A 16,764-nucleotide genomic window follows, 5' to 3' on the forward strand; every position below is an offset into this window, starting at 1 on the left:
TTCTTATAAGGCTTAAAATTACAAATAAGATATTAGATAATTCTTTTTAACAATTAGAATTATTAAAAATATAACTTTTCGTACATTTACAAAAAGACCTAATATGGAAAGCTTTCAAACGATTGCCGTATTCAATTATCAGCACGAAACTGTGGTTCTCAAACACTTACTAGAACAGGAAGAAATCCCGTATTTTTTCGAAAACGAAATGACACTCTCTGTTATGCCATTGTACTCAAATACCGTGGGAGGCATCAAACTTAAAGTTCATCCAAACGATTTCGAACAAGTTCAGGAAATCCTTGACAACTTAAACAATCCTCTCAAAATCGTTTAAACAACTTTCTTTTTTCAAACTAAAAATCATTTTTTTTCATTTTCAACTTTTTTAGTTTTCAACATATATTAAATACAACAAAAAAGATTTTTAAAAATTTAAAAAAAATTGTTGGTTATTATAGTGTGTTAATATGTCGAATAAATTTATTTTTAAAAGTATTGAAATGAAGTTTCTCTTAGTTATTGGGAGTTATCAACATAGTTATCTTGAGCTAAAAGATTAATTTATAAGACTTTTTGTATTTTAATTAACAACGGTTGACAACCAAAAATGAATTGATTTTGTAGATAAGTTCACCTGTTGATTTTTGTTGAAAATGGTATTTTTGGTATTGATAACTTTTCTAAAAATTCATGAAACTTTATTAGGATTTTTAATTCCAATTTTGGATTAGGCTTTTTTTCGATACAACCAAAAAAAACTTCTAATTTTCTTTTCGAACTTATTAACAAATTATGTTAACTTAAAGTTAACTGAATATCAACGAATTAGGAATTGATATGAACACCTCAAAATTTTAACAAATATTCTGTTTATTCTTTATTGATTATGAGTAACTTATAGAGTTATTAAAAATGTTGATAACTGTTAAGTTTTTGAAAGTAAGATAGTTGTAAAATGATGTTTTTTGGTCACGAATTAAACAAATATATTTTAATTTCTATTGTATTGTTGAGATTGTATCTATAAAGAAAATAATTTGTGAAAATTGGTGTAATTCGTGACAAACATTTATTAATTGAGTAAATTTGCATTACACAACTTAATAGTATAGAAAAGATGAAAATTTCGATAGGAAACGACCACGCAGGACCAGAATATAAAAAAGCAATTGTTGAAATGCTGCAGGCAAAAGGATATGAAGTAACGAATTACGGAACTGATACTGATGCTTCTGTTGATTATCCAGATTTTGGGCATCCTGTTGCTAATGATGTATCTGAAGGTAAAGCCGATTTTGGGATCGTAATCTGCGGAAGCGGAAACGGAATTGCAATGACTGTTAATAAACATCCTAAAGTGAGAGCCGGCTTATGCTGGACTAAAGAAATTGCTTATTTAACGCGTTTACATAACGATGCTAATATTGTAAGTATTCCGGCGCGCTTTACTTCTATTCCTCAAGCAGTTGAAATTGTTGAAACCTTTTTGGCTACAGCATTTGAAGGCGGAAGACACCAAAACAGAGTAAACAAGATTGCTTGTTCGTAAAACTTCAAAAAAAATCGGGTGCTTCGCACCTATAAAGAATAAACACACCGGGCGGATTTTTATAATTCATCCGGTTTTTTATTTATTTAATGTATTTAAAATCAGTTAATTATTATTGTATTTTAAGGTTATTAACATTGTTAATATCTATATTTTATGGTTTAATTTAAGATAAATCAAAACCAGCTGAATCAAAAATATTAATGAGAATTTGACAATAAATGAAGTTTTACTCGTTTTATGTCTAAACAAAAACATAGCTGTTAATAAACCTATTGTTCCGCCAATTGCTTCAAGAAAGAATAAGGTGTTTTCCGGGATTCTTCGTTTATTTTTTCGAGCCAAATATTTGTCATATCCGGCAAGAATAAAAACGATGATGTTTATAAATAAAAAATAAAGTAAAAAAATTTCCATTGGCTTAATATTAAAAACAAAGATATTATTTTAGCCGAACGATTGATGAATCTACTTATTATATTTAACAAGTAAATTATATCAATTTATAATTAAGAATTTATTTCATTAAAAGTATGACTAATATTCAATTCATTGCCAAGACTGTTCAAACTGCAGCAATCAACATTCAAAACACTGTAAAATTACTAGAAGAAGACTGTACAATTCCGTTTATTTCGCGTTACCGAAAAGATACCACCGGAAATCTAGATGAAACTATAATTGAGCAGATTGCAAAATTGCAAAAAGATTATGAAACGGTTGTAAAACGTAAAGAAGCTGTTTTAAAATCTATTGAAGAGCAAAAAGCGCTTACGCCGGAATTGAAGAAAAAGATTGAAGAAAGCTTTGATTTACAAGAAATAGAGGATTTTTATCTGCCGTATAAAAAGAAGAAAAAAACAAAAGCCGATGTGGCTCGCGAATTTGGTTTAGAACCTTTGGCAAAAATTATTATGTCAGAAAGTGATGTTGATGTTGATTTTATTTCGACACAATACATTAATGATAATGTTATTAATGAAGAAGCGGCAATGCAAGGCGCACGAGATATTGTGGCCGAATGGATTAACGAAAACATTTATGTTCGTAAACAGCTTCGTAGATTATTTCAGCGAAAAGCAACTATTGGAACTAAAGTTGTAAAAAAGAAAGCCGAAGAAGAAGGAGCACAAAAATTCAGTCAATATTTTGATTGGGAAGAACCGTTAACAAAAACACCATCACACCGATTATTAGCAATGCTTCGTGCTGAAAACGAAGGTTTTGTTAAGATGAAAATTGATGTTGATATTGATGATGCTTACGATATTATTGATGAAATTGTCATTAAAAAGCAAAACAGTACAACAGCTCATTTGCAATTAGCAATTGAAGACAGTTATAAACGTTTACTGAATCCGGCAATTGGAAACGAAACGCTGCAGGAAGCAAAAGCAAAAGCTGATGCCAATTCTATTCAGGTTTTTGCCAACAATTTAGGGCAGTTATTATTAGCGCCACCATTGGGAGAAAAACGAATTTTGGCAATCGATCCGGGATTTAGAAGCGGTTGTAAAGTAGTTTGTCTGGATGAAAAAGGAGATTTGTTATACAACGAAACCATTTATCCGCACGCACCTCAAAATGAGGAATCAATGGCGATCAAGAAAATCCGTTCGATGGTAAATGCCTATCAAATAGATGCCATTTCTATTGGTAATGGAACGGCTTCAAGAGAAACCGAATTTTTCATCAAAAAAATCGCGTTCGACAAACCGGTACAGGTTTTTATTGTTTCTGAAGCTGGAGCTTCGGTTTATTCGGCATCAAAAATTGCGAGAGAAGAATTCCCAAATTATGATGTTACGGTTCGTGGTTCAGTTTCTATCGGAAGAAGACTTTCAGATCCTTTGGCCGAATTGGTAAAAATTGACCCAAAAGCAATTGGAGTAGGGCAATACCAACACGATGTTGACCAGACTAAATTAAAAGAAGAACTAGATAATACCGTAATTCGCTGCGTAAACTCGGTTGGAATTAATATTAACACCGCGAGTAAACATTTATTGAGTTATGTGAGTGGAATAGGAGAGAAGCTGGCTGAAAACATTGTACAGTACCGTTCAGAAAATGGTCCGTTTGAAGATAGAAAACAATTGAAGAAAGTACCTCGTTTGGGCGATAAGGCCTATCAGCAGGGAGCAGCGTTCATTAGAATTACAAATGCTAAAAATCCGCTGGATAATTCGGCAGTGCATCCGGAGGCTTATCCGGTTGTTGAAAAGATGGCAAAAGATTTGAAACTTTCGGTAAACGACTTAATTGCTAACAAAGAGAAAACAGCCCTAATTAAGGCCGAAAACTATATTACACCTGAAATTGGTTTACTAACACTGAAAGACATCATAAAAGAGCTTGAAAAGCCTGGATTAGACCCAAGAAAGTCGGCTAAGGTTTTTGAATTTGATGCCAATGTAAAATCGATTAAAGATTTAAAAACCGGAATGATTTTACCTGGAATTGTGAATAACATTACCAATTTTGGCTGTTTTGTTGACATCGGAATCAAAGAAAGCGGATTAGTTCACATTTCACAGTTGAAAGCGGGATTTGTCAGCGATGTAAACGAAGTGGTAAAACTGCATCAGCATGTTGATGTTAAAGTAACTGAAGTTGATGAAGATAGAAAGAGAATTCAACTGACAATGGTTTTGTAGAAATTCCAAAAAATAAATTCCAAATTCCAGCCTTCCATAATCTTGTTATTTCGAGAAACGAGACTCGAAATGACAAGATTGCGTAAAGTTTTTATTTTAAAAGAGATATAAAAACAAAAAATCCCAAGCTACAATTATAACTTGGGATTTTTAATTTTTTAAAAAGTTGTAATTATTACTTTACTTCTTCTTCCTCTTTTTTCACAGCAGGTTGATCGTCTTTAGCAGCGTTTTTAAATTCCTTAATTCCACTTCCTAAACCTTTCATTAATTCTGGAATTTTTTTACCTCCAAAAAGTAATATCACAATACCTACGATAACAAGGATTTCTGTAAGACCTAATCTTCCCATGACTATTATATTTAATGCCGAAGCAAATTGATTTTTTATTTTCACCGCAAAGGTATATAGAATATACGAACAAGAATGGTTTTTGGATTAAAAAATTTCTTTTTAAGTGCGTTAAATATTTTATAAAATCATTAAATTAATAGTTTTACGCATTTTTATCGGGCATCAACAATGCGATTAATTACTATATTTGCTCGTATAATTAAGCAAAATGACGAAGAAAAAAAGGAACCTCAGGAAAAAATTATTCATTAAAAACCGATTGGTAATTTTGAATGAAGACACTTTTGAAGAGATTTTTTCTTTTCGTCTTACTTTAATGAACGTGTTTGTAACGTTTACTTTAGGCGGGATATTTCTTATTTTAGTTACTACTTTTATAATTGCTTTTACTCCTTTACGCGAATTTATTCCAGGTTACTCTTCTTCTCAATTAAAAAGAAATGCAACCCAGCTGGCAATAAAATCAGATTCATTAGAAACAGCGCTTAAGAAAAATGAAGCCTATATAAAAGGAATACAAAAAGTTTTAAAAGGCGAATTGGAATATGCTAAATTCAATAAAGATTCTATTGTGGCTGAAGCCGATGCTCCTTCTGATTTGAATATGAAAGCGACAGAAGAAGAAATTAAACTTAGAGAGGAAGTTGCCAAAATGGAAAAGGATTCGGTTGAAAATAAGGGCAAAAAAAGTAAAAGCGGCAAAAAATAATACCATAAAAAATGTCAATTAAATCTATAGCGGCGAGAATATTTGCCCGTAAAATATACAATCAAACACTTTCGTGGGCTAATAAACCAGTCGAAACGCAATTTGAAGTTTTTAAAAGTTTAATCGAAAGCGCCAAAGAAACCGAATTTGGAAAAGATCATCATTTTGACAAAATAAAAACATTTGAAGATTTTCAGAAGAATGTTCCTATTCGCGATTACGAAGATTTAAAAAGCTATATAGAAAAGGTAAAAATTGGCCAGGAAAACATTCTCTGGAAAGGAAAACCGCTTTATTTTGCCAAAACATCCGGAACAACATCCGGGGCTAAATATATTCCGCTTACCAAAGAGTCGATGCCAACGCATGTAAATGCGGCCCGAAACGCTATTCTGCATTATATTAACGAAACAAGAAATGCTGATTTTGTTGATGGAAAAATGATCTTTTTGCAGGGAAGTCCAATTTTGACAGAGAAACACGGAATTAAATTTGGAAGACTTTCTGGAATTGTGGCTCATTTTGTTCCTAAATATTTACAGAAAAATCGAATGCCGACTTGGGAAACCAATTGTATCGAAGACTGGGATACAAAGGTAAATGCAATTGTTGGTGAGACTATTAAAGAAGATATGTCGGTTATTTCCGGAATTCCATCTTGGGTTCAAATGTATTTTGAGCGTTTACAGGAAAAAAGCGGTGGAAAAAAGATAAGCGAAATTTTCAAAAACTTTAATTTGTTTATTTACGGCGGTGTTAATTACGAACCTTACCGCGCCAAATTTGAGCAAATGATTGGTAAAAAAGTAGACAGCATTGAGTTGTTTCCGGCTTCGGAAGGTTTTTTTGCCTATCAGGATTCTCAAAAAGAAAAAGGAATGCTTTTGTTATTGAATTCAGGAATTTTCTACGAATTCATTAAAGCCGATGAATTTTTTACCGAAAACCCAAAAAGATATACAATTAGCGAAGTAGAATTGGGAGTAAATTATGCTTTAATCGTTTCTACAAATGCCGGACTTTGGGGTTATAACATTGGTGACACCGTTCAGTTTACATCTTTGGCTCCGTATCGTGTTATAGTTTCTGGACGTATCAAACATTACATTTCGGCTTTTGGCGAGCACGTTATTGCAAATGAAGTAGAAAATGCAATGAAAGAAGCAACAGCAGGAACCAATATTGTGATTAACGAATTTACCGTTGCACCGCAAATTACGCCAGCTACGGGATTACCTTATCACGAATGGCTGATAGAATTCGAAAATGAACCAGAAAGCATAGATACTTTTGCAGAAGCAATAGACAATTCTATGCGAAAACAAAATATTTACTACGACGATTTAATTACCGGAAACGTTTTGCGAAAAGTGGTAGTAAGCAAGGTTTCAAAAAACGGATTTCAGGAATACATGAAATCGCAGGGAAAACTGGGCGGACAGAATAAAATTCCGAGATTGTCAAATAATAGAGATATTGCAGATAATTTGAAATAGAAACACCAATAATTATTGGTTATTCTAACAATTTGTTAAAAACAGTTTTATTAAACTTACATTTATAATTCCTACTTTCGTTTCTCGAAAATAGAATTACCTTCTCTAAGAGAAGATTTTTAAAATAAAATAGCATGAAAGAAACTAAACATATATCAAGATCAAGAGCTCAGGAATCATCTGCAGCCATAGAAAAAATGTACATTACAATGCGCCATTTATTCAACCGTGGTTTTTACAAACCAATGGGAGTTTCTGGCGACAGTTTACGCGAATCATTATTAGCCTTACGTCCAGAAATTTATGGAAATATTGCCGAAGAAAAAGTAGAACTAAACGGGCTTTTATACGTTATAGAACGTCTTCCTATAGGAATTGAACAATGTAGATTCATTAATTTAACTTCAGACGAAGGATATTCTAAATCGCATTTTCAAGCCATTGTTCCTCCAAAAAGAAGAAGAAACTGTTATAGAATTGACGAAGAACAAATGAATGTTGAAATCACTCGCGGACGTTCTGATATTTATGATATTCTAACGCATTTGACATTTATCTTTATTGAATCTCATAAAATCAAAAATCGTGTTTTATTAGATGATGGTGGAGAAGTTTCGCGTGATTGGCTAAAATTAGAACAAGCTGTAACGCAGACAAAAAAACTTTCGCTGGTTGAAAAAGAAAAAGCGATTTCGCACGCTGCTAATATTTTAGCCAGAACTTTTGAAGAGGTTTTGGATATTTACGACGCTTTTGGTTCAGAAAATGCTCCAGATCGTTTCCTGCATGTTATTTACTGGTTAGGAAAATTAGCGATCGAAGAAATTGTAGAAAACAACAAACGTACGATTACTTTTAGTCCGGTTTTACGTGAACGTCTGGGACATCATATTCACGGAGAAATCTGGGCAACCAATATCAAAGAAGTTTTAAAAGCAAACAATCTTTTAAAGAGACCCATTCACGTAATAAGTGCAAACATGCATAGTGTAATGAACTCGATTTTTGCAACGCCTTTATTAACATCAAAATTTAAAGGTAAAACAGATTTCTTTATTTATGAAGAATTAAGCAGTTCGGGCTCAAAAGAAATTAGAAGCCAGGTTGAAGAATTAGCTTTAAAAAACGGAATGATTTCGCTTCCGGATACTTCTGGAACCAATATAGACGTTCAGATTTTTGATACAGCCAAAATTGACTTGTCAAAAACGGCATTTGCCAATGCTAATTTCGGCGAAGATAAACCGGTAATTATTGTAATGGATTATGCTTTTGGAGAACAGGCTTATGAAACAATCGACGAGCTTTTAAAACCCTTTAAAAAAGAAACTTTACTAAACGTAAAATCGGTTTCGATTATGGGTAAAGCCGGAATTTTGGAAGGCGGAAAAGGAGATATCATGATCCCAACGGCGCATATAAACGAAGGAACTGCCGATAATTATTTCTTCGAAAATGAATTAACAGGCGCCATGTTTGAAGGAAACGACATCGACATTTATGAAGGCGCGATGGTTACCGTTCTTGGAACATCATTACAAAACAGAGATTTGTTGAAATTTTTCCACGAATCGACTTGGGGAGTAATTGGTCTGGAAATGGAAGGATCTTATTACCAAAAAGCAATTCAGTCGGCATCAAAAATTAGAAAAAGCGTACCTCACGACATTAAAGTTCGTTATGCTTATTATGCTTCAGATAACCCTTTAGAAACAGGAAGTACATTAGCTTCCGGCGGATTAGGAACAACGGGTGTAAAACCAACATACTTAATTACAATTAAAATTCTAGAACAGATTTTCAACATCAAATAAATCCTAAATGAGTACAAAAGTACCGCAGAATAATACAGATCAAGAAATTGATTTGGTTTTGATTTCGAAAAAAATAAGTAACTTCTTTGAAAGAATTAATGCTTCTATCTTTAGAAGCATTCAGTTCTTTATACGAAATTGGCTGATTGTCTTAATTTTAGTTGTTGTTGGATTTGGACTTGGGTTATTTTTAGATAAGACTCAAAAGACATATTATAATCAAATAATTGTAACGCCAAATTTTGGCAGTGTAGATTATTTATACGCTAAGGTTGATTTAATTCAATCAAAGATTATAACAGATGATAAGTCCTTTTTTAACAAAATGGGATTATCAGAGACTTCAAGAATATCCAATATAAAAATAGAACCCATTGTAGATGTTTTTAAGTTTGTCAATAACAATGAACAAAACTTAGAGGTTTTAAAATTAATGACCGCAAACGGAGATTTAAAATCTATTATAAAGGAAACAACCACAAGTAAAAATTACCCTTTTTACATTATTACTTTTTCAACCAACTTTGCATTGAAAGATGAAAATACGGTGAAAGCATTGTTGAATTACTTTAATGCAAGTGATTATTATGCTGAGGTACAAAAAGTATCTGTAGATAATATCAAACAAAAGATTAAAGCAAATGATCAAATTCTTTTACAGATTGATAATATTTTAAACAAGTTCTCTAATTCAGAATCGTTAGGCGCAGTAAAAAATGATAAACTGGTTTATTATAATGAAAATGTGCAGCTCAACGATATCCTAAAAACAAAAGAGGGCCTTATTAGAGAAAATGGAAGCTTAAAAGTAGAATTAATTACTTCTAGTAAGATTATAAAAGAAAGTTCAGTTGTTACAAATATTGAAAACTCACAATCTATAAAAGGAAAAATGAGATTGGTATTACCTATTTTGTTTTTGTTTGCTTTTATTAGCGTAGTATTTTTAAAGAGATTTTATAATAAACAAAAGGCATTACAAGTCTAGTATATTATCTTAATAGTCATTTCTTATTTTTAAGATGAAAAACATTTTATTACTTAAATTAAATAATGAAAGACTAAGAGAGATTTTATTTTTTTTAGGAGTTTTATTATTAGTTATAATTCCAAAAGGAGGTATTAAAATTGCTGGAATTCCTTTGACTTGGGGATATTTATATTTAGGATTTCTACTAATTCTTTCGGCAGTTGTTATAGTCAGCAAATACAGATTTCCTGTTAATAGCAGACATTTTATGTGTTTTGTAGCGACTTTACCATTTGTGGTTTATTTTTCAGTTCATTTATTAATTTTTGGTTACGAAGGATCAGCAGGTAATTTTATTGCGTTTTACATCAGCTTTGTTTTCCTGCCTTTTTTGTTTTATATCATTTTAGGGTATTTTCTAACTAAAATAGATCAGGATTACATTGAAAAATTAATAGCAAATGCAGTTTTTATAATCTCTGTTTACGGAGTTTTTTTGTTTTCATACAAACAAATTTATGGGTATTTTTTAGAAATCCCTTATATAACGATTAATGCCGATGATGTAGGAGAACTGGCACGGTCTAAATTTAATCAAAGAGGATCTATTGCTAAATTAATCTCGACATACAATAACGGAAATATTTTTGGAGTATGTACTTTAATGCTGTTTCCTATTTTTTATAAAAAAACGACATCGAAGTTTAAAATTTTCATTGTCATTCTAGCTTTAACCTTAACCTTATCAAGAACAGTTTGGATAGGTTTAATTTTCTTCTTTTTAATTATTTACAGAAACAAACTCCAGCAATTAGCCAAAGTATATCTAATTGGAGGATTTTTACTTTTTGTTATTGGATCAGTTCTTATGACGAGATATTTCCAATATGGATCTTTAGAAGGATTTATTCTTGACTCAAATCTGGGCGGAAGAATTTTACAAATTAGAAAAGTAAACGAAATTTCATTATTTGGAAACGGACCTTATACTATAATTGACGAAATTGTGTACTTATCTATATTTAGACAATTTGGTATTGTTGGTTTATTTTTATTTTGTATTTCCTTTTTTGCTCCCGTATATATCTTTTTGCAAACTAAAAATAACAACCAAGTTTACTTATTAGGAATACTAACGTATTTATTTGTTTGTTTAAGCGACGGATGTATGCTTTTAATACCTACACTAGTTTTTTTCTATTTCATTTGTACTATGGCTTTTATTCGTCAAAATGGAACCGAGGAATAGAACATCGCAGAGAAGAAAAATGTAAATTCCGTATTGACGAACCAGAATGTTTTCTGTCAAAAAAGAAAAAGTAAACAACAAGCAAATCGAAAAATAGAAATAATTCTTGCTCTTTAAAGCAAATCTAAGTTTTATAAAAAGAGTTGAAATAAAGGCGATAAAAAGTAAAAATCCGCCTTTCATAAAAAAATCAAGGTATTGATTATGAGAATTTAAATTCTCTTTTGATAAATCATCAAACCCATATTCATCATAACATGTATTTAGTTTTGGCTGTATAGAGCCATTGTCTGTTCCTAAAAAACGTGAATCAGTGATTACTTTTAATGAACAAAAACAAATAGTATATCGACTTGAATTTTCAATCTTATTTTTATTTAAAAACTGAATATCATCTTTGTACCGCTGTGATAAAAAAATAACTCCCAGAAATAACAGAACTAGTGGTAAAAGAATCAGTTTAGTATTTAATTTACCCTTTTTATAAAAGAAAAAATAACAGTTTAATCCAATTAAAAACAAAGTCGAAAAAAGAATCATTCTGGTATTAACGATTACTAAACTTGCTAATAAAACAATAGAAATAACTATTAAAAGTATTTTAAATTTAAAGACTATATTTTGATTTTTAACTAGAAAATTAAAAACAAAAAGCAATGAAATTGCAATCCACAGACTAATATAAGTACCATGAATGTGGATATTATTCTCTAGATTAAAACGAGCATAGTACCAATTAAAATGATGATTTGGAATATCATTTATATAAAAAATGATAATATACGTACTGATTAAGGCAACACAAAAAGAATAAACCAAGAGAATCTTTTCTCTATGTTGCTTAAAAAAAGAAGAGTCGTAAAGAAATGTACTAAACAGCGGTACAATAAATATTAAAAAACTGTTAGCGATAATCTGCAGACTTTTAGAATTGTAATAAAAAATATTAAAGCCAAGCAGAATAAAAAAAGACAAAACAAACGGTGCTGTTTTAATCGATAATAAACGTTTTTTAGAATTGTATTGAAGTAATAAAAAGAGACTTGCAACAGACATTATAATTGCCTGAACAGCTTCAAACATATATAAGGAGGAAGCAAATGCCAAAAGGTATAAGAAATAAACGGTAGTTTTATTTATTTTAGTTTCTGTCATTTAGCTAACCTTTTAAAAATATTTTCAATTTTTTTCTGAATAGATATTGGCAGTTTTTCGCGCATAAACTGAACTAAATATTTTTTAGTTTTTAACTTAAATAATTGAAAACGGCTGATCTCTATTTTTAAAGAATCAATGTCATTTTCGGCAATAAACTCCAGCGATTTCCATTTTGTTGGGTCATTATCATGAAAATTAGTAAACTCTTTATAATTATCAAGAGTGATGTTTTTCCAAAATTTATAAAATGCAGCATTATCAGAATCATCCCTGTGAGACCAGTTCGTTATTTTGGTATAAATTTCTTCATCGTCTCTTGCCCAGGATTGATGTAATAAGATAAATTTAGTTATTATTTTTTTTGAGTGCCTTGTGGCCCTCATATACTTATATTTGGGATAATTAGTAGCAACTTCTATAGCATCTAATGAATCTTTGATGTATAAAAATCCCCCTTCAACTTTTTTAAATAACGTAATCCACTGTACATGAATTTCTACTGGATGTTTTTCCGGGTTTTTTAAATATTGTTTTTTTTCTTTTAAAAAGGAGGCAAAATTTTTAAAATCATTAAAATATTCATCACTGTCTATTTGAATATGCCATCCGCCATCTCCCATTGCTTTTGCAAGCAAGTTGCGCTCTCGTGTATCATTTTCGGACGGAGAATTTTCAGGAATATAAAACGTGTCTTCGTAGATTACAATTTTGTTTAAAGTATCGAATTTTTTTACCCATTCAAAAAATGATGGATCAATAAATAACGGATTTCCGCTCCAGGTTAAACGATCTTTATCTACAGCAAGTACGATCAAATCTGAAGCATCATACACAAGCGGAATTGATTTGTATAAATATTTGAAATCGTAAGAAACAAGAAATCCAACTTTAATCATTTTTTCTAAAGAAATTTAAACTCTTATCACGAAGTACTTTATAATTAAGAAACAATGTAATAAATAATTCGGTTATAATAAGTGCTGAGATCATTCCTTCGACTTTAAAGAAAAAAGACAACAGAAATGAAAGAGAAACATTAATTACTAAACCAATAAAATAACCGCTAAAGTAAATGTTTTTCTTTTCATGCATCAATAAAGACATATATGCTGATTGATTAAGAGATGCAATTAAAGGAATTGGCGAAAGCAAAATTAAATATCGACTGGATTCTAAAATATATTCATTGCTTAAAACAGAAATAATTTGCTCAGAAAATACAATTAAAATGACGGTTCCAACAGAAAAAAGAAGTAAATAAGACTGAAAAATTTGACGCAGGGTTTTGTTTAATTCAGAAATTGAAGCGATGCCAATGTTGCAAATCTTAGGAAAAACTCCCTGAAATAAAACTCCTATACAATGTTTACCAAGCATAATAACTTTTTCAGAAACACTATAAATACCAACAAGTTTAGAATCGAAAAAAACACCTAAAATAAGAGTACCGGAATTTAAGATAGAACAAACAGTCAAATTAGTTAGAAACATTTTAAAACCGCCTTGTAATTCAATATAAATATCTTTAATAGAGGTTTTTGAGTAAACAAAGTTTTCTTTTAAAAACAAATAAATGTAAGAGGTTATAAAAATCAGGCTGTCAAATATACCGAGTATAAAAAATAAAATTTGAAAAGAATCTTTGCTTTTTACACAAAACAATATAGATAAAAGGCAGCTTATCTTAAATACTGAATTAATTATGCAGTACACATTGACTTTGTTTAAACCAATAAAAATCCAGTGAGCATTCTGCGTACGCGAGAAAAGCATTAAAAATAAAGAAAGAAAAAATAAAGAATTGCTGCTAATATTATTGTATAACTGAGCAAGTAAAAACAATAATAAAAAAGAAGGAATAGTTAACAGAAACTTAGTATTTATTACTGTTGAAATGTATTTGCTAATGGCATTAATATCAGAATTTAATCTGCCAATTTTAATGGGGCCTAAAGCATTCCAGGAATAGTCATTAATAACAGAAATGTAATTAATTAAAGACAAAGAAATAGCAATAAGACCATAATTCGTAATTCCAAATACATGAATATAAAATGGAATTAGAATTAGCGGAAATAGAAAATTTATAAAATTAATGCTAAAACTATAGAAGATGTTTTTAATCACAATTCTAGAAATAAAGGCTCCAAAATGCTTGGAGCCGTATTATTAAAGTGATTTATCTACAGAATCATCTGGATTTCCTTGAGGTGCCCATGAACCTGATTTATCATTTCGCATTGTAACTGTTCCCGTTTCGGTATCTAATACAAATAAGCAAACTTCTCCTGTATCGGCCCTTTGAATAACAGTCATTTGATATTTACCTATTTGAGTTTTTTCCTCTTCTTTTTTTTGAGGTTCCTGACAAGAAATAATTAATAAAGATACACTGATTAAAAAGGCTATTTTTTTCATTTGGATTTTTTTTCAAAAGTAATTTTTTTTATTAAAGTTAAATGTGTTTTAAATAAAAAATAAACGTCATTAAATTTTTAAGAACTATTTTTGAAAGGATTATAACCAATTAATATAAATGAAATTAGTAATTGATGTTCGCTCTATAAATGCTTCTGGAATTGGTACTTACATAAAAAATGTAATACCAGGTATAATTTCAGAATTTGATACAGTTACAGTTTTGGGCAATAAAAATGAAATTGCAAAATTTGATTGGAGTAATAAAGTTGAGGTTGTAGAATTTAATTCTAAAATGTATTCTTTAAAAGAACAATTTTTATACCCTTTTAAAATACCTAAATGTGATGTTTTTTGGTGTCCGCATTTTAATTTTCCAATTTTTGCAACTCTTGCAAAGAAAAAGGTTGTAACAATTCACGATGTCAATCATCTTGCGGGAGTTTCTCCAATTTCTTTCCTCAAGAAAAAATATGCCGCTATTTTATATAATAATGCAGTTAAAAAAGCAGCTATTATTTTTACGGTTTCAGAGTTTTCAAAAAGTGAAATTCTAAAATACACCAATGTTGAATTTGAAAAGATAAAAGTAGTTTACTGTGGAGTAAATGTGCCATTTTTTGAAGAGACAAAAGAAAATAATGCTACTTTGCCACAAGATTTTATTTTATACATTGGAAATGTAAAGCCACATAAAAATTTAATTGTTTTATTAAAAGCTTACGATGCTTTATCAGATCAGTTAAAAGCAAAATATAAACTCTTAATTGTAGGTAAAAAAGACGGGTTTATTACTGAGGATTATGAAATTGATGAATTCATTAAGATAAAAAAATTAGAAGAAAACATTATTTTCACAGGACATATTACAGATTATGATTTGCCTATGTATTATCAAAAGGCTTCTTTGTTTATATTTCCGTCTCTTTACGAGGGTTTTGGATTACCAGTTTTAGAAGCATTAGCAGCTAATACAGTAGTTATTAGCTCTAATGCTGCAAGTTTGTCCGAAATAGGAGGAGAGGCTGTTATTTATTTTGATCCGAAGAATGATGTCGAATTATCTCAAAAAATAAAAGAATGTTTAGAAAATAAAGTAATTGTTGATACAGAAAAAAGAAAAATCCAATTAGATAAATTTACTTGGGAAAAATCTATTAAAAATCATTTAGAAGCGTTTAGTAAAATTTTAAACAACAATGAAAAAAGCTCTAATTAGCGATTGGTATTATGTAAATGGAGGTGCAGAGAAAGTAATTCATTCTATAAATTCAGTTTGGGATGATTTTGATCATTTTGCATTAATAGATTTTTTGAATGATGAAGACCGTAACTTTATTTTAAATGGAAAAAAAGTTAAAACCAGCTTCATTCAGAAATTGCCAACAGCAAAAAAAAATCACCGCAAATTTTTACAATTATTTCCAATTGCCATTGAACAATTTGATTTAAGTGATTACGATCTTATTATCAGTTCTTCCTCAGCTGTTGCAAAAGGAATTAAGACCCATAAAGATCAATTGCATATTTGTTACTGCCATTCTCCAATGCGTTATGCCTGGGATTTAAAAGATCAGTATTTAAAAGATTCGGGATTAGATAAAGGTTTAAAAGGGATTTATGCAAAATCGGTTTTAAAAAAAATCAAAAAATGGGATCTTTCAAATTCAGAAAATGTAGATTTTTTTATTGCAAATTCTAATCATATTGCTCAAAGGATAAAGAAGAGTTACAACAAAGAATCGACAGTAATTTATCCACCAGTAGATGTTGATTTCTTTAGTTTAGAAGAAAAAAAAGAAGATTACTATTTTACGGCCTCTAGAATGGTTTCGTATAAAAAAACGCAATTAATTGTCGAAGCCTTTAATGAGTTACCTCATTTAAAACTAATTGTTGCCGGCGATGGGCCAGAATTAGAAAAACTTCAACAAATTGCAAAAAGCAATATTGAATTTGTTGGTTTTATTACAAACGAAAAATTAAAAGTCTTGATGCAAAAAGCAAAAGCATTTGTTTTTGCCGCCGAAGAAGATTTTGGAATTATTCCCGTCGAAGCACAAGCGTGTGGAACTCCGGTAATTGCGTTAGCAAAAGGAGGAACGCTTGAAACCGTTATTGAAAACAAAACGGGAGTTTTTTTTAAAGAACAATCTGTTGAAGAAATTAAACAAGCGGTAATAAACTTCGAAACAAAAATTTTTGACCCTAAACTAATACGGGAACACGCTGTTTCATTTTCAAAGCAAAGATTTGAAAATGAAATGCAAGTATTTGTAGAAACAAGATTTAAAGAACATCAAAAGTCTTTAAAAACAAGATAAATTGAAAAGATAACCGAAAAATAATTTTCAAATCAGTTACATTTGCGGTGTATAAACAACTA

General features: G+C 30.3%; 16 protein-coding genes. 10 read left to right on the forward strand and 6 right to left on the reverse strand.

Annotated elements, in window-relative coordinates; genetic code table 11:
- Positions 1-103: 103 nt before the first annotated feature.
- On the forward strand, positions 104-337 hold the full coding sequence (locus AC1RRQ_RS14890; protein ID WP_493023821.1) for a putative signal transducing protein: 234 nt from the start codon (positions 104-106) through the stop codon (positions 335-337).
- 783 nt (positions 338-1,120) lie between these two features.
- A complete protein-coding gene (gene rpiB, locus AC1RRQ_RS14895; protein WP_493023822.1) occupies positions 1,121-1,552 on the forward strand; it encodes a ribose 5-phosphate isomerase B in 432 nt (143 codons plus the stop codon).
- Between the two features lie 147 nt (positions 1,553-1,699).
- Here rpiB and AC1RRQ_RS14900 read toward each other — a convergent pair whose 3' ends face one another.
- Positions 1,700-1,969: a DUF1294 domain-containing protein gene (locus AC1RRQ_RS14900; protein WP_493023823.1), complete on the reverse strand. Its 270-nt coding sequence runs from the start codon at positions 1,967-1,969 to the stop codon at positions 1,700-1,702.
- Positions 1,970-2,085: 116 nt separating this feature from the next.
- Between AC1RRQ_RS14900 and AC1RRQ_RS14905 the strand changes: the two genes are divergently transcribed.
- Positions 2,086-4,209: a Tex family protein gene (locus AC1RRQ_RS14905; protein ID WP_493023824.1), complete on the forward strand. Its 2,124-nt coding sequence runs from the start codon at positions 2,086-2,088 to the stop codon at positions 4,207-4,209.
- A gap of 175 nt (positions 4,210-4,384) precedes the next feature.
- On the opposite strand, the gene AC1RRQ_RS14910 is transcribed toward AC1RRQ_RS14905, so the two are convergent.
- Positions 4,385-4,561 (reverse strand): Sec-independent protein translocase subunit TatA/TatB, encoded by a 177-nt coding sequence (locus AC1RRQ_RS14910; RefSeq protein WP_074660119.1) that lies wholly within the window; start codon positions 4,559-4,561, stop codon positions 4,385-4,387.
- A 211-nt stretch (positions 4,562-4,772) separates the two neighbouring features.
- On the opposite strand from AC1RRQ_RS14910, the gene AC1RRQ_RS14915 reads away from it, so the two are divergent.
- The 5 genes from AC1RRQ_RS14915 to AC1RRQ_RS14935 all read left to right on the forward strand — a co-directional run bounded on the left by AC1RRQ_RS14915 (position 4,773) and on the right by AC1RRQ_RS14935 (position 10,802).
- The gene (locus AC1RRQ_RS14915; protein WP_493023825.1) at positions 4,773-5,273 is read left to right on the forward strand and encodes a peptidase; all 501 of its coding nucleotides are present in this window, start codon (positions 4,773-4,775) and stop codon (positions 5,271-5,273) included.
- Positions 5,274-5,284: 11 nt separating this feature from the next.
- Positions 5,285-6,769 (forward strand): GH3 auxin-responsive promoter family protein, encoded by a 1,485-nt coding sequence (locus AC1RRQ_RS14920; RefSeq protein ID WP_493023826.1) that lies wholly within the window; start codon positions 5,285-5,287, stop codon positions 6,767-6,769.
- A 134-nt stretch (positions 6,770-6,903) separates the two neighbouring features.
- The gene (locus AC1RRQ_RS14925) at positions 6,904-8,583 is read left to right on the forward strand and encodes a DUF6909 family protein (RefSeq protein WP_493023827.1); all 1,680 of its coding nucleotides are present in this window, start codon (positions 6,904-6,906) and stop codon (positions 8,581-8,583) included.
- Positions 8,584-8,590: 7 nt separating this feature from the next.
- A complete protein-coding gene (locus AC1RRQ_RS14930) occupies positions 8,591-9,571 on the forward strand; it encodes a hypothetical protein (protein WP_493023828.1) in 981 nt (326 codons plus the stop codon).
- Positions 9,572-9,605: 34 nt separating this feature from the next.
- A complete protein-coding gene (locus AC1RRQ_RS14935) occupies positions 9,606-10,802 on the forward strand; it encodes an O-antigen ligase family protein (RefSeq protein WP_493023829.1) in 1,197 nt (398 codons plus the stop codon).
- On the opposite strand, the gene AC1RRQ_RS14940 is transcribed toward AC1RRQ_RS14935, so the two are convergent.
- Genes AC1RRQ_RS14940 through AC1RRQ_RS14955 form a run of 4 tightly spaced genes read right to left on the reverse strand, consistent with a single transcriptional unit; the run spans position 10,740 to position 14,378 of the window.
- Positions 10,740-11,957: an O-antigen ligase family protein gene (locus AC1RRQ_RS14940; protein ID WP_493023830.1), complete on the reverse strand. Its 1,218-nt coding sequence runs from the start codon at positions 11,955-11,957 to the stop codon at positions 10,740-10,742. The genes AC1RRQ_RS14935 and AC1RRQ_RS14940 overlap by 63 nt on opposite strands.
- Positions 11,954-12,856, reverse strand: a complete 903-nt coding sequence (locus tag AC1RRQ_RS14945; RefSeq protein WP_493023831.1) for a hypothetical protein — start codon at positions 12,854-12,856, stop codon at positions 11,954-11,956. The genes AC1RRQ_RS14940 and AC1RRQ_RS14945 overlap by 4 nt, the downstream gene beginning before the upstream one ends.
- Positions 12,849-14,087, reverse strand: a complete 1,239-nt coding sequence (locus AC1RRQ_RS14950; RefSeq protein WP_493023832.1) for an oligosaccharide flippase family protein — start codon at positions 14,085-14,087, stop codon at positions 12,849-12,851. Before AC1RRQ_RS14950 ends, AC1RRQ_RS14945 begins: the two co-directional genes overlap by 8 nt.
- Before the next feature lie 42 nt (positions 14,088-14,129).
- Positions 14,130-14,378 carry a hypothetical protein gene (locus tag AC1RRQ_RS14955; RefSeq protein ID WP_493023833.1) on the reverse strand — a complete coding sequence of 83 codons (249 nt, stop codon included), beginning with the start codon at positions 14,376-14,378 and terminating at the stop codon, positions 14,130-14,132.
- 118 nt (positions 14,379-14,496) lie between these two features.
- Here AC1RRQ_RS14955 and AC1RRQ_RS14960 point away from each other — a divergent pair, with 118 nt between their 5' ends.
- Positions 14,497-15,597, forward strand: a complete 1,101-nt coding sequence (locus AC1RRQ_RS14960) for a glycosyltransferase family 4 protein (protein WP_493023834.1) — start codon at positions 14,497-14,499, stop codon at positions 15,595-15,597.
- On the forward strand, positions 15,578-16,702 hold the full coding sequence (locus AC1RRQ_RS14965; RefSeq protein ID WP_493023835.1) for a glycosyltransferase: 1,125 nt from the start codon (positions 15,578-15,580) through the stop codon (positions 16,700-16,702). Before AC1RRQ_RS14960 ends, AC1RRQ_RS14965 begins: the two co-directional genes overlap by 20 nt.
- The last annotated feature ends 62 nt before the right edge of the window (positions 16,703-16,764 follow it).

The sequence above is a fragment of the Flavobacterium sp. GW821-FHT12A05 genome, assembly GCF_058807735.1.